The organism is Afifella aestuarii (genome assembly GCF_004023665.1).
Lineage (GTDB): Bacteria > Pseudomonadota > Alphaproteobacteria > Rhizobiales > Afifellaceae > Afifella > Afifella aestuarii.
Genome location: NZ_SAUF01000002.1, coordinates 819,156 through 837,947, shown reverse-complemented (window position 1 = coordinate 837,947; position 18,792 = coordinate 819,156). Strand labels below are relative to the sequence as shown.

Annotated in this window: 18 protein-coding genes; 7 read left to right on the top strand and 11 right to left on the bottom strand. The window is 64.9% G+C overall.

Translation table 11 applies throughout. The annotated features are described in order from the left end of the window. Window positions 1-38: 38 nt before the first annotated feature. Both EO094_RS12285 and EO094_RS12280 read right to left on the bottom strand, forming a co-directional pair. Window positions 39-653 carry an NIPSNAP family protein gene (locus tag EO094_RS12285; protein ID WP_128292564.1) on the bottom strand — a complete coding sequence of 205 codons (615 nt, stop codon included), beginning with the start codon at window positions 651-653 and terminating at the stop codon, window positions 39-41. 28 nt (window positions 654-681) lie between these two features. Then, window positions 682-1,026, bottom strand: a complete 345-nt coding sequence (locus EO094_RS12280) for a YciI family protein (protein ID WP_128292563.1) — start codon at window positions 1,024-1,026, stop codon at window positions 682-684. Between the two features lie 111 nt (window positions 1,027-1,137). On the opposite strand from EO094_RS12280, the gene EO094_RS12275 reads away from it, so the two are divergent. Next, window positions 1,138-2,040: a LysR family transcriptional regulator gene (locus EO094_RS12275; protein WP_128292562.1), complete on the top strand. Its 903-nt coding sequence runs from the start codon at window positions 1,138-1,140 to the stop codon at window positions 2,038-2,040. Between the two features lie 28 nt (window positions 2,041-2,068). Here the strand turns inward: EO094_RS12275 and EO094_RS12270 are convergent, their stop codons facing one another. Together EO094_RS12270 and rnk are read right to left on the bottom strand one after the other, a co-directional pair. Further along, on the bottom strand, window positions 2,069-2,611 hold the full coding sequence (locus EO094_RS12270) for a GreA/GreB family elongation factor (protein WP_128292561.1): 543 nt from the start codon (window positions 2,609-2,611) through the stop codon (window positions 2,069-2,071). Between the two features lie 132 nt (window positions 2,612-2,743). Further along, the gene (gene rnk, locus EO094_RS12265) at window positions 2,744-3,199 is read right to left on the bottom strand and encodes a nucleoside diphosphate kinase regulator (RefSeq protein WP_128292560.1); all 456 of its coding nucleotides are present in this window, start codon (window positions 3,197-3,199) and stop codon (window positions 2,744-2,746) included. 1,155 nt (window positions 3,200-4,354) lie between these two features. Between rnk and EO094_RS12260 the strand changes: the two genes are divergently transcribed. Further along, window positions 4,355-4,699 carry an addiction module antidote protein gene (locus tag EO094_RS12260; RefSeq protein WP_128292559.1) on the top strand — a complete coding sequence of 115 codons (345 nt, stop codon included), beginning with the start codon at window positions 4,355-4,357 and terminating at the stop codon, window positions 4,697-4,699. A 259-nt stretch (window positions 4,700-4,958) separates the two neighbouring features. Further along, window positions 4,959-6,206 carry an MFS transporter gene (locus tag EO094_RS12255; protein WP_128292558.1) on the top strand — a complete coding sequence of 416 codons (1,248 nt, stop codon included), beginning with the start codon at window positions 4,959-4,961 and terminating at the stop codon, window positions 6,204-6,206. Between the two features lie 107 nt (window positions 6,207-6,313). Here EO094_RS12255 and EO094_RS12250 read toward each other — a convergent pair whose 3' ends face one another. Further along, window positions 6,314-8,464, bottom strand: coding sequence for a peptidoglycan-binding protein (locus EO094_RS12250; protein WP_128292557.1), 2,151 nt, complete (start codon window positions 8,462-8,464; stop codon window positions 6,314-6,316). 224 nt (window positions 8,465-8,688) lie between these two features. Here EO094_RS12250 and EO094_RS12245 point away from each other — a divergent pair, with 224 nt between their 5' ends. Then, entirely contained in the window at window positions 8,689-9,288 is a 600-nt protein-coding gene (locus tag EO094_RS12245; protein ID WP_128292556.1) for a superoxide dismutase, read from the top strand. A gap of 162 nt (window positions 9,289-9,450) precedes the next feature. Here EO094_RS12245 and EO094_RS12240 read toward each other — a convergent pair whose 3' ends face one another. From EO094_RS12240 to EO094_RS12220, 5 genes are all read right to left on the bottom strand, one after another. After that, window positions 9,451-10,557 carry an endonuclease/exonuclease/phosphatase family protein gene (locus EO094_RS12240; RefSeq protein WP_128292555.1) on the bottom strand — a complete coding sequence of 369 codons (1,107 nt, stop codon included), beginning with the start codon at window positions 10,555-10,557 and terminating at the stop codon, window positions 9,451-9,453. Between the two features lie 20 nt (window positions 10,558-10,577). After that, on the bottom strand, window positions 10,578-11,492 hold the full coding sequence (locus EO094_RS12235) for a cation diffusion facilitator family transporter (protein WP_128292554.1): 915 nt from the start codon (window positions 11,490-11,492) through the stop codon (window positions 10,578-10,580). 15 nt (window positions 11,493-11,507) lie between these two features. Continuing rightward, window positions 11,508-11,957 (bottom strand): transporter substrate-binding domain-containing protein, encoded by a 450-nt coding sequence (locus EO094_RS12230; RefSeq protein WP_128292553.1) that lies wholly within the window; start codon window positions 11,955-11,957, stop codon window positions 11,508-11,510. 223 nt (window positions 11,958-12,180) lie between these two features. After that, window positions 12,181-13,215, bottom strand: coding sequence for a cation diffusion facilitator family transporter (locus tag EO094_RS12225; protein WP_128292552.1), 1,035 nt, complete (start codon window positions 13,213-13,215; stop codon window positions 12,181-12,183). Between the two features lie 382 nt (window positions 13,216-13,597). Further along, window positions 13,598-14,458: a DMT family transporter gene (locus EO094_RS12220; RefSeq protein WP_128292551.1), complete on the bottom strand. Its 861-nt coding sequence runs from the start codon at window positions 14,456-14,458 to the stop codon at window positions 13,598-13,600. A 115-nt stretch (window positions 14,459-14,573) separates the two neighbouring features. Here EO094_RS12220 and EO094_RS12215 point away from each other — a divergent pair, with 115 nt between their 5' ends. After that, window positions 14,574-15,407 carry a helix-turn-helix transcriptional regulator gene (locus EO094_RS12215; RefSeq protein ID WP_128292550.1) on the top strand — a complete coding sequence of 278 codons (834 nt, stop codon included), beginning with the start codon at window positions 14,574-14,576 and terminating at the stop codon, window positions 15,405-15,407. 125 nt (window positions 15,408-15,532) lie between these two features. Continuing rightward, entirely contained in the window at window positions 15,533-16,573 is a 1,041-nt protein-coding gene (locus EO094_RS12210; protein WP_128292549.1) for a tetratricopeptide repeat protein, read from the top strand. A gap of 327 nt (window positions 16,574-16,900) precedes the next feature. Here the strand turns inward: EO094_RS12210 and EO094_RS12205 are convergent, their stop codons facing one another. Then, complete coding sequence (locus EO094_RS12205) at window positions 16,901-17,794, bottom strand: LysR family transcriptional regulator (protein WP_128292548.1); 894 nt, start codon at window positions 17,792-17,794, stop codon at window positions 16,901-16,903. 110 nt (window positions 17,795-17,904) lie between these two features. Here EO094_RS12205 and EO094_RS12200 point away from each other — a divergent pair, with 110 nt between their 5' ends. Next, window positions 17,905-18,768: an NmrA/HSCARG family protein gene (locus EO094_RS12200; RefSeq protein WP_128292547.1), complete on the top strand. Its 864-nt coding sequence runs from the start codon at window positions 17,905-17,907 to the stop codon at window positions 18,766-18,768. Window positions 18,769-18,792: the final 24 nt, after the last annotated feature.

Sequence of the window (18,792 nt, the reverse complement as noted above, 5' to 3'; positions counted from 1 at the left end):
ACGACAGAACGGCAGAACCGGGAGGCCTCCCGGTTCTGCTACCCGTTCGGCCACCCCTCTTCCGCCTTGGCGATCGTCGAGGTCGCCTCGACAATCTCCTCCGGCCCGCCCTTGGGCGGCCAGAGACCGGCGGCGTAGTGCTCTGAGCGCAGGCGCGCACGCTCTTCGAGGCTCGAAAAGCCCCAGATATGGGTGATGCGCGGCGGCCCGTCCAAGGCGTAAAGGTTCGTCACGAGGTGACCGGTATAGGCGGAAGCCGGGCCGATCGCCGCCTCCCAGCCCGCGAGTGTGCGCGGCAGCCCGCCCGGCCGCAGATGATAGGTGCGAAACTCGAAGAGGCCGCCATATTGCCGGGGCGCAATCTCAGGCAGGAAGGGAAAGGGCGCAAAACTCTCCATCCGGAGGCCCTTCGCCGTCTCACGACTGAAGAACGGGTCCTCGCTCATCAAAGCGCGCTCACGCTCGGCGCAGAGCTCCTCCTCGGCTTCGAAGGAGCGGAGCACGAAAAGCTCGCCGATCGTGCCGATATCGGAGCGCCACATGCCGAGCGGCGTGCCGAGCGCATCCTCATCGCCGATCCACCGCCGCGCGCCCTCGGCCGCCTTGGTGACGCCCAGCACCGGGCAGGAGAGCGTCGCAATTTCATAGAGCATGTCGCGCCCTCACCTCATTGATAGCCAATCATTGATAGCCGAGCCGGGCTGCCAGCGGCTTCATGTCCGGCGGCAGCACCTTGCTTGAATCTGCCCCAAACGCGCCGAAGAGCGGATCCCATTCCTCGATCGTCAACTCCACGATCAGATCCTCGCGCGCAAACGGATCGCCCGCCACGACCTTCTCGATCTCTTCGCGGCTGTCGGCGACCATGATCAGGAAGCCAGCGCGTAGCGGCGTGCCCTTCAGCGGCCCCGAAGCCTTCAAAGTGCCCTGGTCGATCAGGTCGAGCAGATATTCCACATGCTCCAGCACATGTTCGTTCCAGCCGGGACCGTCCGGATGCGTCATCGTCACGATGTAAAAGGCCATGCCTCACTCCTCGAAAACCAGGTTCCTGAAAATCAGGGCGCCGAGTTTCGGTGACCAACCAGGAGTGATAAATGCCTCTCCGGTTGTTCCTGTCCCAAGCAAGAGTGGTGAATGCCCGATCGGCTGGAAAGCATGTCCGTCTTCGTGCGCGTCGCCGAGCTCGGCTCGTTTTCCGCCGCCGCGACCGCCCTTTCCATCTCGCCCCAGATGGTCGCCAAGCATATCGAGTCGCTCGAAAAGCGTCTCGGCACGCGCCTCATCCACCGCACGACACGGCGCCACAGCCTCACCGATTTCGGCCGGCAATACCGCGACCGCTGCAAGGCGATCCTCGCCGATGTCGCGGACGCCGAAGCGCAGGCCTCGGAAACCGGTTCGGAACCGCGCGGCCTGTTGCGGATCAACGCGCCGGTGACGTTCGGCGCCCAGGTGCTCGTGCCGCTCGTCACCGCCTATCTCCGCGCCCACCCGCAGGTCACTTGCGACCTCGTCTTGAGCGACCGCTATGTCGATCCGATTGAAGAAGGTTTCGATCTCGTTTTCCGCATCGGCCCGCTGACCCAGACCCACGCGCTTCTCGCCCATCCGTTGACGCCCTACCGGCTCGTCGCCTGCGCCGCGCCCGCCTATCTCGCCGAACACGGCACGCCGCAGACGCCCGAGGATCTGCGCAACCACGAATGCCTCGGCTTCAGCCCCTGGTCCGGCGCGCTCGGGCGCGAATGGCCTTTCTCGAAGGGCGGAGAGACGGTCGAGGTGCCGAGCGCGAGCCGTCTGTCGATCAACGACTGGCGGGCGATCCACCAGGCGGCGCTCGACGGATTCGGCATCACGCTCGGCTATGAAAGCGCCGTCGCCGACGATCTCACATCCGGCCGGCTCGTGCGTCTCCTGCCGGATTACGAAGGTCCGGCGCGGCCCTTCCATCTTCTCCATGCGCGCGAACGGCGCATGCGGGCGACGCTGTCAGGCTTCCTCGCAAGCGTCCTTGCGCGCTTCTCCGCAAAGTCCTGACCCGGGAGGTCCTGCCCCCGGGCCGGGTTCAGGCAGCTGCCGGCCCGGGATCGTCGTCATGCGACGACATGAGCGTTGTGTTGGCAGCGCCCGGCCGTCCGCCGGACCCTATCCCGCCTGTGTTTACAGCGCTTCGCGCCGGCACCAGATGCGGACGCGTCATGCGCGCCCAGCGCTGGCGTTCCGCCTCCGGCTGGTACAGCACCTTCAGGACCTCGACGCGTTCGATCCGGTCGAGGTGATCGACGTCGACGCTCTCGCCTTCCGTGAGCCCGAGCAGCATCACGCCGCGCGGGGTGGCGATCGACTGATGACCCACGCCCGGGATGTAATGGGCGGGGGTCACCAGGGTTCGTTCCTCCGGCAGCCGCTCGTCGACCCGCAATAGGATGCGCGAATCGATCGTTGCGACATCGGCAGGGAGATCCTCGGAGAAGACGAGCTGCGCCTCGCGCAGCTTGCGCCGCAATGCGGCCACGAGAAGCTCGTCGCTGCCGAGGCGGGCCTCGAGCAGGTTCTCGAGGATGGAGAAATCACGCGGAGTAACTTTGGGAAAAATCGCATCTGGCATGTCTGGTGTCCCGGTTATGTCGTTTCGTGAAGGACCCACGGCCGGGCTGGCTGATGCCGGCCCGGCCAGACGTGCAGAATTTCAGAACCTCCGCTCCGCTGCAGGCGCGGACATCACGGCACAACATCGGGCTCATCCCTCGTCCGCGAGATTGAGGACGGTGAGCGACAGGGCGCGGCCGTCGCGTGCCTCCCAGGGGATCGTCTGGCCTTCCGAAAGTCCGATGAGCGCGGCGCCGATCGGCGTCAGCACCGAGATGCGCGCCTGCGCGACATCGGCCTCTTCGGGATAGACGAGCTTGTAGGTCCGCTCGAAACCGTCGCTCGTGGCGAAGGAAACGGTCGAGCCCATGCGCACCGTCTTGGCAGGGACCTTCTCTTGAGGAACGATCCGCGCGCGGTCGAGCTCGCTCAGGAGCTTTTCGCCGAGCTCGGCGAGCGGTCCGCCGAGGCTGTTGGCGATCGCATAAAGGCGCGCATGATCTTCGCTGCCGATGACGAGACGCGGCAGGGCTTTGGGTTTCCGGACGCCAGATTTCTGGACGACGGGTTTCTGGACGATCTGAGTTTTTTCGGCGATCTGAGACATGGTTGCACGACCCTTCGGCCGACGAGACATCCCGCCGGACCACGCAAACGAGTTTTGGGAAAAACGCCTTCGCGCCGATCGTTCAGATCGCGGATCGTCCCGGTCGCAGACCGACCGGATCACAGATCATGCAGTTGATGGATCATGAAAAATCGCTGCGCACCCCCGAAGCTCGGAAGGCGCAACGGCCGAGCTTCGGGCTACAGTCCCGTGACGGGCTGGCCTTGGAGCATTCGCAGAATGGAAAGAAGCGCTCGGATCATGATGCCCTCAGGCTAGGCCTTCCGCCCCCAAAGTCAAGCGAGCGGGCCGACGCCAGGCGACGCCCCGGCAGACCGACCACGCCGCGTCTGATAACTCCAGTTGGCAATTCCTGCCCTGCACGCGACGGCTATCAGATGAAAGAGCGTCCCCTCAGGAAACCAGCGAGACCGGAGACAGGTCGTCGCCGTCACAGGGCGCGTAGGCTGGGCTCTGCCGCAGCAGATGGAGAAGGGCGTGGTGCGTTCGTCGCGGGACGAGCGGGGGAACGTTTTCTATGCGCAGGTGGCGAGGCAAAGGTAAGATTGTGAAATGAGTTCAGAAACACAAAACCCCGCCGAAGCGGGGTTCTGGGACATGTGACAATACCTAGGCTACCCTGAACTTGTCATCGTTCTGTGGGCAGCCTGCCTAGTGATCTAGGTCTTAAAGCCCGATATACGGGATACACGTTTTATTTAGTGGAATCGGGCCATTTAAGCAAGCCCCCGAGCCCTAAGCCATGCACGTCTCGGCGTAATCACGACAACTGGTCGCTTTTTGCATATTTCGGGCTCCTCGTATCCCCTGAAATCGCAAATTAAGACAGTGCCAGCGTGAGGATGAAAATTGATTGCCATTACTACGAATCGATCTTCTATATTATCTCAAGTGTAATTATGATTGCCAAAGCCGCCAATACTCGCAGCATGAGCGATTGACCGACGAAGGCACACAGCTGCCGACGATTAAAAGCGCGTTGGCGTTATTGTCGCGGTAGTCGTACTACCACCCGTTCAGCGCCCTTTCGGGCCGGGCTATCGTGATCGTGCTCCTGTGTGGCGGGGAGAAGAGCACGCAACGCAAGGACATCAAACGCGCCAAGGACTTGGCTGCGTCTTGGAAGGATCAGACATGACCGAGGTCACACTCAGCCGATACGATCCCGCCGATTACCTCGAAAGCGAAGAGGACATTGCCGGATTTCTCGAAGCCGTCATGGAGGAAGGCGGCGACGATCCGGCCTTCGTCGCGCATGCCCTCGGCGTCGTCGCGCGCGCCCGCAATATGAGCCAGCTCGCGCGCGACACCGGCATCAGCCGCGAAGGCCTGAACAAGGCTCTGTCGGGGGAAGGCAACCCGACGCTCGACACCATCCTGAAGGTCGCCAAAGCGCTCGGCCTGCGGCTCAGCTTTCAGCCCCGCAATGCGCCGACCGAAAAGGCGCCACGGGAGCTGACGGCGGCAGGTGAGGACTAAATTCCGCTCGCCGCAGTTCGCCCATGAAGGACCACACCTCGATCAGCCACGCAGGAGGCGCCCGCGCAACCTCGCGTCCATAGGCGCAAGAGAGGTCTCACGACTTTCAGGGCGCGCGCGCCGGCCCAGTAAGGCTTTCCGATGCGTCGCGCGAGGCCTCGCAGCCCCCAAAACCTTGCCGCAGCGGCGTCTTCGCCTAACTCCGCTGTATCTCCCGCGGACGTCCTTTCGCCCGCCTCCGCCAGAGCACGATCCCGCCATGCCCTCGTCGTCCCAGCCGCCGGCCACGCCCCCCGCCGGTGCCGCCTCCTCTTCCGCCGCATCTGCAGAACACGCCCTGCCGCTTTTTGCCCTGATGGCGGCGGTTCTCGTCGTCTTCGCGACCGCCAATGCGCCGGTGCCGATCTATCCGATCTGGCAGCATGCGATGGGTTTCGCGCCGGGCACGATCGGCGTCATCTTCGTCTTCTACAATCTCGGTGTCTTGCTCGCGCTGTTGTGCTGCGGCCGGCTTTCCGACCTCTATGGCCCGCGCCTCGTGCTTCTGCCGGCGCTCGTGCTTGCGGTTGCGGCCGCGCTTCTTTTCGCCTTCGCGCCCAATGTCGCCGTCTTGTGCGTCGCGCGCTTTTTGATCGGGCTTGCCTCCGGCGGCTGCGTCAGTGCCGGCACGGCGGCCATACTCCTTGCCGGGCGCCGGCGCGGCATCGGCCATATCTCGCTCTACGCCACTTTGTCGGTCGTTCTCGGCTTCGGCCTCGGCCCCTTGACGGCCGGCGCGCTTGCAAGCTTCGCCCCCGCGCCGAGCCGCCTCGTCTTCGTCCTCCTCGCCGGCCTGCTCGCGGCGCTCCTTCTCGTCCTCGCCCGCACTCTGCCGCCGCTCCGGCGACCGTCTCAGAGCGCCCGCATCTGGCAAATGCCGCGCCTGCCGGCGGAGAACCGGCCCATCCTTCTGACGGCGATCGTCATCTTTGCCGGACCGTTCGCGCTCTCTGCGCTCTTCATCTCGCTTGCGCCCTCCATGCTCGCCGATCTTCTCCACAACGGAAGTCCGATCGTCGCCGGCGCCGCCGCCTTCCTGGTCTTTGCCTCAGGCGGTTTGGGCGGCATCTTTGCGCGCAAATTGACGGTGTGGCGCTCCGCCTGGCTCAGCCTGGCGCTGGCGCTTTCAAGCCTCGCGCTCGTGCTCTTGAGCGAAGTCTCCGTGTCGCTGCCGCTCTTCGCACTCGCCGCGGCGGCGGCCGGCATAGCCCAGAGCGTCGGGCAATATACGGGCGTGCAGCTCGTCAATCGGCACACGCCGGAAGAAATCCTCGGCTCCGTCAACGCCACCTTCTTCCTCGGCGGCTACGGCACGGCGGGGCTCGCCGTTCTGTCGATGGGCTTTGCGTCGAACGCCTTCGGCCTCTTTGCCGGCAGCCTCGTCTTCGGCGCGATCTGCCTCGTCATGTTCATCGCCGCCATCTTCGGCGTCGCCACGACACGGCTTGTCCCCGCCGACGGGGCCTGACACGGGCGATCGCCCGAGCGATCGCATGCACAAAAAACCCCGGGGCTCACAACAGACCCCGGGGCTCACAAGAAAGTCCGAGGCGCCGAAGCGCCCCGGGATTCGTCTCAGCCGCGCAGCTCCTGGAAGCGGCGCAAGGCCGCCTGCGTGCCGCGCCCCAGAATGCCGTCGATCGGGCCGTTATAAAGCCCCTTGTCCTGCAGCCGCTCCTGCACTGCGCGCCGGAAGGCGGCAGGCTGGCCGCGGGCATTGTCGTCGATCAAGAGCCTTTCGGCCCTGTCCTCGCCCTGCGCCAAGGCTTCCAGCATCAGATTGGCGGCGCGCATCGGGTCCGCCTCAACGCCGTTGCCGCCTTCCATGTACATGAAGGCGAGATTGGCGAGCGCCACGGCGTTGCCCTGGTCGGCCGCCTTTTGCAGCCACGAAACCGCCTTCTCGTCGTCCTGCGGCAGACCGTTGCCGTCGCGGTAGAGAACGCCGAGATTGTTCTGCGCGGAACCCTCGCCGGCGAGCGCCGCCTTGCGGTACCAGCGCGCCGCCTGGACCATGTCTTTCTCCACGCCGTCGCCGCGCTCATAGGCAAGGCCGAGCTCGTTCTGGGCCGAGGCGTTGCCGGCGTCGGCCGCCCGCCGCAGCCAGGTGAGCGCGAGCTCCGGATCTTTGTCGACGCCGCGGCCTTCGCGGTAGAGGCCGGCAAGCTCGCTCTGCGAATCCGTATCGCCGGCCTCCGCCGCGCGCGACAGCCACAGGGCGCCCGTCACCGGATCCTGCGCCACGCCGCGGCCGTAGAGATAGGCAAGGCCCAGATTGTGCTGCGCGGTGCGGTTGCCCTTCTCCGCCGCCTGCCGGTAGTAGGTCGCCGCTTTGACGTCGTCCTGCTCGACGATGCGACCGGTCTCATAGAGCCAGCCCATCTCGTTCAGCGCAAAAGCATCACCCTGTTCGGCGGCGAGGCCATACCATTTCGCGGCCTCCTCCCAATTCTCCTCGATGCCTTCGCCGTTGCGATACTTCGTGCCGAGATAACGCTGCGCCAGCGCATCGCCCGCTTCCGCCGCGCGGCGGTACCAGGTGATCGCCTCCGCGTCGTCTTCCGGCACGCCCTCGCCGAAATCGTACATCGTGCCGATCAGCGTCCAGGCGTGGGTGTAATCGGCATCGGCCGCCTTGCGGTAATGCTCCATCGCCTCATCGTCGCGCCCGGCCTTGTCGAGCGCGTAGCCGAGCTGAAACTCGAGCCGCGGCTCATCGGGATTGGCGGCGAGCGCCGTCTCGCAGGCCTCGATCGCGCGCGGCGCATCGAGGATGGCGAACGGCACACCCGGCACATCGGCCGGCCTTTCGGGATCTTCCGGCGAGGCGGCGAGCGTATCGCAGGCGAGCGCCAGGAAGGGCGCCTGATTTTCCGCGGCGGTCGCGACCCCTTTTCGGGTCTCTTCCTGAAGCTTCTTCTCCATGTCGGAGATGCGGCTTTCGGCGTCGCGCGAGACGCGCTCCACCTCTTCTGCCGCCGCCTCGCGCCGATCGATCTCCGTGCGCGCGACATCGCTCAGGCTGCAATCCGGAAAATCCTCCACATAGGCTTCGAGCGCGTCCGCGCCGTCCTCGCCGATCGCCTTCGCAAAGGCCTCTTCCGCCCCGGCACAGGCCGCATCCGCGCCTTCGCCCTCAGCCGGCACCGTATCCTCAGCCGGTCCCGCCCCGTCTTCCGTCGAAAGGCCGTCTTCCGCCGGGCTTTCGGCCGCTGTGGGCGCACTGTCGGCTTCGGGGGCGTCTTCCGCCTTCATCTCGGCCGGCGCGCTCTCTGCCCCACCGGAGGTGTCGCTCTCCGAGGCCTCACTGTCTGAGGCTTCGCCCTCGGGCGTCTCGCTTTTCGCGCCGTCTGCGGCACCTTTTTCCGCCCCGGCGGAATCCGCGGCGCCGTCCTTATCATTGATCTCGTCGGCGGCCTCGCCGGCAGTCTCGTCGGCAGGCTCTTCGGCGACCTCGTCGCCGGCCGCATCTCTGTCCGTGTCGGCGGCCTTTTCAGGCGCGGTTTCGCCGCCCGAGGTCTCTCTCTCCTCCGCCCGCGTGACGGAGATCTCGGCCTGCGCCAGGCGCAGAAGGGGCGTTTTCACCAAGGTCGGAGGCGCGCCGGGACGCTCGCCGGCGACACTCGCCGCCTCGTTCAAAACCCCCGTAAACTCAGATGCTTGTGTCGTTCCAGCAAAACACACGGAAGCGAGAAGTGCTCCCAGGACGTGGAATTTCTGCGCCATATCCGATTCGATTCCCTCGGCCGCTCGATGGTGCCCGGGACGTTAGCGATGCGGCCCTGCCGGGACAAGCGGTCCAGCAGGCGGCCCCGGCCGGTATCAGACGCCTTCCCTTGCGGAAAGCCGTTGCCAAAGAGGCCATCGCACTTATGTAGCCTGGAACCGGCCCCGGGCCGGTCGTGTTGACTACGCACCCGACTGCAATTTCAAGACAAGGAGATGGATCGATGGCATTCACCCTGCCGGACCTGCCCTATTCCTACGACGCGCTCGCCCCCCATATGTCGGCGGAGACGCTCGAATATCATCACGATAAGCACCACAACGCTTATTGCACGACGATGAACGACCTCATCAAAGGCACCGAATACGAGAACATGGACCTTGAGGAGATCGTCAAGAAGAGCCACACCGACAACCCGAAGCTCTTCAACCAGGCCGGGCAGTTCTACAACCATCTCCACTTCTGGAAGTGGATGAAGGCCGGCGGCGGCGGCACCTCTCTGCCGGGCGGTCTCGCCTCGCAGATCCAGTCCGACCTCGGCTCCTTCGACGAGTTCCGGTCGAAGTTCATCGATGCCGGCAAGGGCCAGTTCGGCTCCGGCTGGGCGTGGCTCGCCATGAAGGACGGCAAGCTCTCCGTCATGAACACGCCGAACGGCGAGAACCCGCTCGTCCACGGCGCCACACCGCTGCTGGGCGTCGATGTGTGGGAGCATTCCTATTACATCGACTACCGCAACGCGCGGCCGAAATACCTCGAGGCCTGGTTCGACAACCTCGTCAACTGGGACTACGTCGCCGAGCTCTACGAAGCCGCGAAATAAGCTTTTCGGCTGAAGAGGCCGCCGGCTGACGCAGCCGTCGGCTCATTAAGTTTCAAGCTCCTTGCGGGAGCTCTGCCCCGGCCCTCTGTGGCCGGGGCTTTTTTGTGGGGATCCGGCTTGTGACGAGCTGCGGGCGCCGGCGGCTACCCGGCGGCTACGTTGTCACTCCGGCTTGGCGCGCCTTGCGGCCTCGAAAGAGGCTTGCACGTCCTGAAGGTCGTCCGGCTGCAGCTCGGGCGCGCTCTCGGCTCCGGAGCGATCCGGTCGATAGCAAAGTTCGGCCATGACCGGGAAATGGTCGGAACCAAAATCCGGCAACACTGCGAAGTCTCCAAGCGTGAACGAATCCTGGAAAAGGATCTGGTCCAGAGGCCAGGAGATAACGGGATTGCCGGCCTTGAAGCTCGCATAGAAGCCGCGTCCGACCCTCGGGTCGAGGAGCCCGCCCACCCGTGCCGCACGCCGTGTCACGCCCTCCCAAGGCACCGCATTGAAATCGCCCGCCAGGATGCTGGCGTCCTGCGAGGAACGGGCCTCGAGCGCCGCCTTCAGGATCGAACCGTCGCGCAGGCTCGCCGGTTGCGACCAGGCGAGCGGCGGGTGCGGATGCAGACCGATGAACTGCACGTTCGCACCCCCAGGGAGCCTCGCATCGGCGAACAGCGTCGGCGTATCGACACCGAAGAAGAAGCGAAATTCATGAGCGGCCAGAGCCGTCTTCGAGAAGAAATGCAGCCCGAAGGCGCCCTCGTCCTCGGGAATGTACTGCACGTGATCTGAGAAGCTCGGCTCCAGTGGCGCCAGATGCCGGTCCCACCACCGATCCGTCTCCAGGATCAGCAGGAGATCGGGATCGGCGTCGGAGACGAGGCGGCGGAAGGCATCAGCCTCTTCGTTGCGCTTTTGCACATTGGCAACCATCACCTTGAGCGTCGCACCGCCTGGACAGGCCTCCGCACCGATGGCGGACGGTGCGCTGAGCCCGCTATAGGGATAAAGCGTTTCCGCGTGCCAGGCGATGACGAGAAGCGCGAGCCCGGCGACCACCGAGGCAGACTTCCAGCTCCCGCCCCGCCGTACCAGAAAGATGCTGAGATAGACGCAAAGAAGCCCGGCAAGCGCGATCGCGAATTGCAGGCGCGGAAAGTCCGCATAGCGGACCCACCAGGTATCGCTTCTCACCAGCGGCAGACAGGAGAGAGCCGCAAGCGCGAGAATGAGGCAGGCAAGCCCCGCAGACGCAAAGCTCAGCCACCGGCTTTGTCGCAAGCCCCCCACCGAACCCGGCTTCAGGCGCCCTCACGGGGCGCGAAAGAGAGATTGGCGAGACGCCATGCGCGCTCCGGATCTCCCGCCCAGTAATCCTCCAGGGCAATCGCCTTTGCCGGCGCCTCTGCGCCGACCACCTCGGCGGCGATGTAGCGGCCTGTCTCGCGAAGCCGCACCTCGGCTTCCGGAAAGCGCTCTTGGAGCCCCTCACGCAGGGCCTTTGCGTCGTCCGCAACGGCCGTACTGCCGAGTTCGCGGGGCATCCCGTCGATGAGCTCCGCCATCGCCACGCGCGCCGCGCGATAGCCGTCGTGAACGATGTCGAAGGCGATCAGGGCCGCCGCGGCGGAATCCGCCCACCACAGGCCGAAGCCGACGCCGACGATGCCGAGAATGCCCGCCACGCCCGTCATCCAGTCGGCCTTCTGCATCAGGGCATCGGTGTGCAGCACCTTGTCTTTGAGCCGCTCGGCGACCGGCTTCTTCAGCCGCCCGAGGATGACCGGCGGCACAACCGAATAGGCGAGCGCTGCCATCATCGCCCAGCCGATCCAGATCGTCTCTCCGAACACCTCCAGGGGGCCAAGCGTCGGATGCTCCATGGCGATGAGTTTGCTGCCGGAATCGTAGAGGAGATAAAGCCCCATGAAGGCGAGCACGCTCGAGGAGGCGAGAAAAGCGAGGCTGTTGACGCGCTGAAAGCCGTAGGGAAACTTCCGGTTCGGAGCTTTCCGTTCGAAATGCACGGCGAGCAGGAACACGGTTGCGGGCAACAGGCCGAGAAGATCCTCCGCCCAGGCCGATTTCATCGCCTGGCTCGATCCCATGACGAGAAACATGATGACGACGATCGAGGCCTGCCACCCGAGCGTCCACCATTCCAGGTGGATGGCCCGGTTCAGGTCCGACTTCAGCTTATCCGGCACCGGCGGCATCGCGGTCCTCCTTTCTCAGGCCTTCTGCCTCAAGGTCTTCTGAACGAACATCAGCCAGCGGTTTTCGCCCGGCCGCACGGCGGCACGCAGAACCGGCTCATGCGCAGACGGCGATTTCGCTTCCGCCGGCGCGGTAAAGGCCACCCGCTTCTTCCAGGGCGAGGCCTTGGCGAACTCGCCCAGGACGAGGTCGATGTCGCCGTCCTCGAGCCGGCGCAGAAGAACTTCGTCGCTGCCCACCTCGAACTCCGCTTTGACGCCGGTGGCCTGCGCCACCCGTTCGGCGAGGGCCCGCTCCTCGCCCTCCGCCGGACCGTCGGCCACGATGCCGGCATGCAGCACGCCCCTCTCCTTCACGTTCTGCATGGTCCCGGCGATATCTTTGGGAAAGCCGTCACAGCCGGCAAGGAGGGGAATGAGGAGGGCTGCGGCAAGGCTCAGAAAAAGGCGGCGTGTTTCAGTCATGGTCGCTTGTGGTTTCTTCGATGCGAGAGAGGCGGGAACGCGGCGGCCAAGGCCGTCAGAGCGGTCGGATGCCACTGCGGTCTCGAAGTCCGTCCTCGCCCATTCAACACATCCTCCCCGGCCGAGTTCCGCGCAGCTTCGGGGCTAGCGGACAGGCTGACAGGCGGGCGCGGCCCGTGGCGAAGACGCAACCCAGCCAAGTCGTTTCTTGCCAGCGCAAGCCTCAAGATACCCGCTCGCTGCGCAGCGCCTTGATCTCCAGAAAGATGCTGCGCACTTGCGGATGCGCCTCGCGGATGCGGGTCTCCACGCCGTCGAGAACGCCATAGAGCCCGGCGGCCGGCACCTCGGGCAGGAATTCCATCTCCATATTGAGGAGCACATGCCGGGGGCCGAGTTGCATCGTCAGAAGCTTTGGCACGCTGTTCACGCCAGGATCGCTGAGGGCGATCTTGCGCACCGACTGGATGAGATCGGAATCGGCGCTTTCGCCCATGATGAGGCCTCGGGATTCGGAGACGAGGAGGATCGCGACGACGATCAGAATGATGCCGATGCCGATCGAGGCGACGCCGTCGATCTCCGGCGCGGAAAATCGCACGGACAGAAAGACGCCGACGAAGGCCACGATGATCCCGAGAAGCGCGGCCGTATCCTCCGCCACAACGATAAACACGGACGGATCCTTGCTGCGGCGGAAGGTGGAGAAATAGCCCTCCCCCGGCTTGCGCTCCTTGAGCATCTGCCGCACCGCGATGATCCACGACGTGCCTTCCGCGAGAAAGGCGATGGCGAGCACCGCGTAATTCCAGACCGCCTGCTCCACCGGCTCCGGGTGGAGAACATGCATCACGCCTTCATAGAGCGACAGGCCGCCGCCGATCGAAAACAGCAGCATCGCCACCATGAGTCCCCAGAAATAGATTTCCTGACCATAGCCGAAGGGGTGACGCTCGTCGGCCGGCTTGCGGCTTCGGGCGACGCCCAGGAGCAGGAGCAGCTCGTTGCCCGTATCGACGACGGAATGGAAACCTTCCGACAGCATGGACGAACTGCCGGTGAAGAAAGCCGCGACGAATTTCGCGATCGCGATCAGAAGGTTCGAGGCAATGGCGCCATAGACCGCGATGGGGCTCTCGCCCGAGCTCTCCCCCTTCCCCGAAGGCTGCCTGGAAGGATGCGGTTCCGCAGAATGCGGCCCCGAAGAATGGCGATTGGAAGATTGCTGCCTCAAATCTTGGCCTGTATCCGATGTCATCTTTTTCCCGAAAAGGCTTGGATGTGATCTTGCCGGCTGGCGGGCGCCAGCGAGGGCCCAGACAGGCGACAGAAAGGCCCCGGAAAAGAAGGCGGCGAGAGCCGTCGATCTCAGGAACGGTCCCGCCCCTCACGGACCCGTCAAAACAAACCGCATCCCCCGCCCCGGTTCCCCCGCCGCGTCTCGCAGGCGCAAAAAGCGGCAGCCCGGCGGGTGCGAGACTGCGCGCGCGACAAATGAGGTCGCCCGCTGCTTTCGCGCAGCGGCCGCGCGTCACTGAGTGTCGGTGGGGGCGTCGGTGGGGCGCCGGTGGGGCGCCGGTGGGGCGCCGGTCGCACGTCGTCAGCGACGCTGAGCAAAACCCGCGTCCGTCATGCCGTGCTCACCGTCTCCAGAACATGACGACGTTTCCGACGACGGCAAGCGCTATGCCCAGGATCGATATCGGGGTCCACGCATACCCCTCGAAGAGGGTCGATGCGGCGAGCGCGACGATCGGAAAGAGAACGGTGGCGTAGCCCGCTTTCGCCGATCCGATGCGGGCGACCAGCATGAGATATGAGGTGAACCCGACGATGGAGCCGACAATCGCGAGATAGAGCAGCGCCGTCCAGTAGACGCCTCCTGCAGGCAGGACCAGCGGCTGTTCCGTCGCGGTCAGTATCGCGAGAAGGCACAGCGCCCCGATCCCCATGCCCCAGGCATTCGCGGTGACGGGGGTGATGCCGAGACGCGTGTTCTGCCGCGAGGCCATATTGCCCCAGGAGAAGAACGCCGTGCCGAGCACGGCCCAGCCGATGCCGCGCAAAGTCTCGGCGCCCCCGCCCATGTCGATGTCCGGCCAGAACAGACAGACCACACCCGTGACGCCCAAGGCTCCGGCCAGCACCGTCTGCCGGCTGATCCTCTCGCCGAAGAAGAGCCGCGCATTGATGGCGTTGAAGATCGAGGCCAGCGAAAAGATCACCGAGACGAGCCCCGAGGGCACGAGCGACGTTGCGGTGTAGAGCCCCACGAAGTTCAGGCAGAAAAGACAGAGGGCCTGCACCACAACGAACCGCCAGACGGCCGGCCTTCGCAGGCGGCGCATCACCGCAAGGCCGGCGAGCATCAACATTCCGGCCAGGGCGAAGCGGTAAAAGATCGAGACGGTGACGGGAACGTCGCCGACCTGCGCAGCGATGGCGATCCACGTCGTTCCCCAGACGAGAACGGTCGCGACGAAGAGGAATGGGGTGGTCATCTGACGCTCCTGTGGCGCGTCATCTACGCCGTCCCCGCTCCGGCCTCTTGCACGATCTTGCGGCGGATTGCGATCCGGCCATTCCCTGCCGTGCACGGCTGGCCTAGAGGAGCTCATGGCCTCTGTTCGCGATTTCCTTCTCGGCTCTCCGGTCGCCCGCGCGGCCGCCACGCTCGATCTCGGCGGGGGCCGCGGCGTCACGATCTGGGAGAACCACGACGACCGCGTCTCCTACGATGGGGCGCGAGGCCATGCCTTCAGCCTCTACCTCGAAGGCGGCACCGGCACGCGGCGCGTCGACGGGCGCGGCGCGCGCGGCTGGCCCGGCGCGGTCTGCATCTTCCCCGACGGGCAGAGTTCGGACTGGGAGATCACGACGCACTCGAGCTTCGTGCATCTCTACCTGCCCGACGACCGTCTTCGTGCCGACTTCTCGCGCATTCACGATTGCGACGCCCGCCGGCTCGACCTGCCGGAAATCACCTTCGCCGAGATGCCGGCACTGGCGGGACCGCTCTATGCCCTGGCCCGCGCGGCCGACGCCGGCGACGTTCTCTTCGCCGACGCCGCCATGGCCGAGATCGTCGGGCAGATCGGCTCTCGGCGGATTTCTCTGCGCGGCGGGCTCGCCCCCCATATCCTGCGCCGCATCGACGATTATATCGGCTCACATCTCCAAGAGACGATCCGCCTGCCGGACCTTGCCGCGCTCGCCGGTCTCTCGCCGTTCCACCTCCACCGGATGTTCCGCGCCTCGCGCGGCATGGCCCTGCACGCCTGGATCACCGAACGGCGCATCGACCGTGCCAAGGAGCTGCTGCGCGGCACCGACCCTCTCGTGCAAATCGCGGCAGCCTGCGGCTTCTCCAGCCAGAGCCATTTTGCACGCGCCTTCAAGGCGAGCGTCGCCACGACACCATCTGCCTGGAGATCGGCGACGCGCAATTGATGGCATTGAAGCGATGAAAGAGCGCGCGCGCCCGAAGCTGAAAATTTGCACCGCCCACCTCGATCATTCAAAGTCTTCTCGCCGTTGGATCGCGAGGTTCTGTCGGCGAGATGGGGGAGCACCGTATGATCGGACGAGACCGGGCCGGAGCGAACGTCATGCAGCCGGCGGCAACGGCGCAGAGCGTCCGGCGCTTCCTCGCCGGGGGGATCCGTTTCGTCCTTCTTCTGTCCGCTTTTCTCTTTGGACCTGTACCCGGAACGCATGCCATGACCGCTGGGGCCAATGTCGAATTCGAGCAGGTATCGCCTGGCAACGACGAGGTTTTCGTGGAGCGCGTTGCCGACATGCGTCGGCACCTCGACGATCCTGATGCCCGCTTCAGCGCCTCCGAGGCCATGCAGGCGCTGCGCGTTTTACGCAGCTATGCGGGCGAGCGCGAAGACCTGCTTGGGCAGCGCCGGGAAATCCTGTCCATGATGGGGCGTATCGTGAATAGAGCGCCGCTGATGGAATTCGAGGACGGGCTCAAGCCGCTCGGCGAATTGATGGAGATCGGGATCGGCGAAGACCGTCCGCCTCAACGTCGCTTGTACGACCATTTCACTTACGCAGAACTCGCCAGCGGTTATGCGACGCTGCCTGGCAACAACGCATGGCATTCGTTGGCCGCCGATCAATATGGCGCAGCCGCTGCGATCGCCGACACGCTCGCAACCTTTTCGGAGGACCAGAGTGCGGGCCTCAGGCAAAGTCAGGCGTACGAATTGCACGAGGCGGGACGCTACGAGGAGGCGCTGGCCATCAATCGCTCCGTGCTGGCGATCGGTGAGCGGCTTCATGGGCCGACCGCGTCCGTTCTCGCGTCGGTTCTGACCAACATCGCCCAGAACCTTCATGCGCTCGAACGGCGCGAGAACATCGAACCCTACCTCATCCGTGTCCAGGAGATCGGCGAAAACGACAAAGACCTCGATCGTGTCCAGGACATGCTGTTCCAGCGCGGAGTGCTCGCCTACGAACGTGGAAACCCCGAGAAAGCGCGCGCGTTGATGCTGGAGCGCATCGCACGTCTTGAGGAGGCAGAGGATCAGGAACATCTTGCCGAGGCGCGGATCGATTACGAAGAACTGGAGCGCCGCATTCGCGTCGGTGATCAACCGTAGCGCGGCGACGGGAGATGGGGGCAAACCGCGAAAGCGCGTTGCGCATTCCGGGTCTGCGGATCGTTGGCCGACCGCCGCTCCACCCATCGCCCACTCCCTCGACGACAGCAACGCGCGGCCGGAACAATTCACGGTCCGGGCTTTTTGAGGGGGACCGAAAGGATTGAGGCGGCAGCAATGCGCCCATTCCGGTCGTTCACGGTTCAGGCGGCTCCTTCGAAGCGGACGCTCTCTGCCGCCTGGGCGACGTCGTAGAAGGGTGGCGGACGGACCGCCTGGTTCGAGGTTGCACCGACTGAGACGCGGACTTCGTTTTCGAGCCGAGGGTCAATGTGCGCTATAGACGGCCAATTCGTCTGAGCTGCCGGTGGGAAACGCTTCCTTCAGGAGATCGAGGAACGCGGAGACCCGAGCACTGAGAAGACGCCGCGACGGATAGAGCGCCCAGAGTGCGATCTCGGAGCCTGGTACGTCGCCCCAATGAACGAGCCTGCCCTCGTCAAAATCCCGTTTCACGAGCGAGATGGGAAGCTTGGCCGCGCCGACCCCCGCAAGGATCACGTCGCGAACCATCGGCAGTGACGACAGGCGAAGCACCGGTTCGATCGCCATTGTGCGTCGCCCTTGCAACGTTGCCATCTCCCAGGTTTCGTTCTGCCCGGAAGATACATGGATCACGACGGGAAGGACGTCGCCGTCGCCCGGCTGCTTCATCGACGGGCTCGCCGCGACAACCAGCCGATCGCGCAGAAAGGCGCGCCCCACCAGGCTTTCGTCGGGGGCCGGGTTCACCCGAATGACGAGATCGTAGCCTTCCTCGATCATGTCGACCGGGCGATCGTCGGAGGTCACTTCGAGCCGCAGGTCCGGGTATCTGAGCGCAAGTTGCGCAGCCAGTCGGCCCATGACCATCTGCGAGAACAGAAGCGGTGCGCTGATGCGAAGCCGACCGCGCACCGCCCCGCCCCCCGAGGCGATCGCCGCGGTCGTCTCCTCCAGATCACTGAGCAGCGCCGACGTCCGCTCGTGAATCGCACGCCCTTCCTCGGTCAGCTTGAGGTCGCGAGCTCCCCGTTCGAACAGACGCAAGGCCAGCGCGGCTTCCAGTTCCGCGACGCGTCGCGACAATGTCGCTTTCGGACGCCCGGAAGCGCGGGCGGCTTTTCCGAACCCTCCATGCCTGGCCACGAGGTTGAAGTCGGCGAGAGCGAGGAGATCCATGTGTTCCACCAGCGAGACAGAGGGTCTTAATATAGCGGCTATTGGCGCATAAATGGATCGCTAATTTGGGTCCTAGCCAAACGGCTTGAAACCCAAACGGAGCCAAGAACATGACCATTCTCGTCACCGCAGCCACCGGCCGTGTCGGCCGGCATCTCGTTCGTGAACTCGTCGAGCGCGGCGCGAAAGTTCGCGTCCTCACCCGCGATCCCGCCAAGGCCGATTTCGACGACCGCGTCGAGGTCGTGAAGGGCGATCTTCTCGACATTGACGCCCTGCGCGCCGCCTTCTCTGGCGTCACGTCGTTCTTTCTGCTGAATGCGGTCACCGGGGACGAGTTCACGCAAGCCATCATCGCGCTGAACATCGCCCGCGAGGCCGGTGTCGATCGTGTCGTCTACCTTTCGGTGTTCGACGCCGATCGTGCCGTCAACGTTCCTCATTTCGCCGTGAAGTACGGCGCCGAGCGGATGCTCGAAACGATGGGCTTCGACGCCACGATCCTGCGGCCGACCTACTTCATCGACAACGAAGTCATGGTGCGGGACGTCATCCTTCAGCACGGCGTCTACCCGATGCCGATCGGCAGCAAGGGCGTTGCCATGGTGGACACCCGCGATATCGCCGGGGCCGCCGCCATCGAACTCATGCGCCGCGAGGAGGCATCCGGTCCGTTGCCGATGAAGACCATCAACCTGGTCGGCCCGGACACGTTGACGGGCGCGAACATCGCCCAGATTTGGACCGAGGTGCTCGGACGACCTGTTGTCTATGGCGGGGATGATCCGAGTGGCTTCGAAGCGAACATGGCGGCCACCATGCCGAAGTGGGCCGCCTACGAAATGCGTCTGATGGCCGAGCGCTACGTCAGCGACGGCATGATCCCGGACGAAGGCGACCGCGAGCGTCTTGTCGCCCTTCTCGGTCGCCCGCTTCATTCGTACCGCGAGGCTGCGGTTGCCCTCGCGGCATAGCCTCGACCGGCCATGACAGACCTG

Coding starts and splice junctions, on each gene's coding strand:
- EO094_RS12285 (WP_128292564.1), bottom strand. CDS start 653: ATGCTCTATGAAATTGCGACGCTCTCCTGCCCGGTGCTGGGCGTCACC.
- EO094_RS12280 (WP_128292563.1), bottom strand. CDS start 1,026: ATGGCCTTTTACATCGTGACGATGACGCATCCGGACGGTCCCGGCTGG.
- EO094_RS12275 (WP_128292562.1), top strand. CDS start 1,138: ATGCCCGATCGGCTGGAAAGCATGTCCGTCTTCGTGCGCGTCGCCGAG.
- EO094_RS12270 (WP_128292561.1), bottom strand. CDS start 2,611: ATGCCAGATGCGATTTTTCCCAAAGTTACTCCGCGTGATTTCTCCATC.
- rnk (WP_128292560.1), bottom strand. CDS start 3,199: ATGTCTCAGATCGCCGAAAAAACTCAGATCGTCCAGAAACCCGTCGTC.
- EO094_RS12260 (WP_128292559.1), top strand. CDS start 4,355: ATGACCGAGGTCACACTCAGCCGATACGATCCCGCCGATTACCTCGAA.
- EO094_RS12255 (WP_128292558.1), top strand. CDS start 4,959: ATGCCCTCGTCGTCCCAGCCGCCGGCCACGCCCCCCGCCGGTGCCGCC.
- EO094_RS12250 (WP_128292557.1), bottom strand. CDS start 8,464: ATGGCGCAGAAATTCCACGTCCTGGGAGCACTTCTCGCTTCCGTGTGT.
- EO094_RS12245 (WP_128292556.1), top strand. CDS start 8,689: ATGGCATTCACCCTGCCGGACCTGCCCTATTCCTACGACGCGCTCGCC.
- EO094_RS12235 (WP_128292554.1), bottom strand. CDS start 11,492: ATGCCGCCGGTGCCGGATAAGCTGAAGTCGGACCTGAACCGGGCCATC.
- EO094_RS12230 (WP_128292553.1), bottom strand. CDS start 11,957: ATGACTGAAACACGCCGCCTTTTTCTGAGCCTTGCCGCAGCCCTCCTC.
- EO094_RS12225 (WP_128292552.1), bottom strand. CDS start 13,215: ATGACATCGGATACAGGCCAAGATTTGAGGCAGCAATCTTCCAATCGC.
- EO094_RS12220 (WP_128292551.1), bottom strand. CDS start 14,458: ATGACCACCCCATTCCTCTTCGTCGCGACCGTTCTCGTCTGGGGAACG.
- EO094_RS12215 (WP_128292550.1), top strand. CDS start 14,574: ATGGCCTCTGTTCGCGATTTCCTTCTCGGCTCTCCGGTCGCCCGCGCG.
- EO094_RS12210 (WP_128292549.1), top strand. CDS start 15,533: ATGATCGGACGAGACCGGGCCGGAGCGAACGTCATGCAGCCGGCGGCA.
- EO094_RS12205 (WP_128292548.1), bottom strand. CDS start 17,794: ATGGATCTCCTCGCTCTCGCCGACTTCAACCTCGTGGCCAGGCATGGA.
- EO094_RS12200 (WP_128292547.1), top strand. CDS start 17,905: ATGACCATTCTCGTCACCGCAGCCACCGGCCGTGTCGGCCGGCATCTC.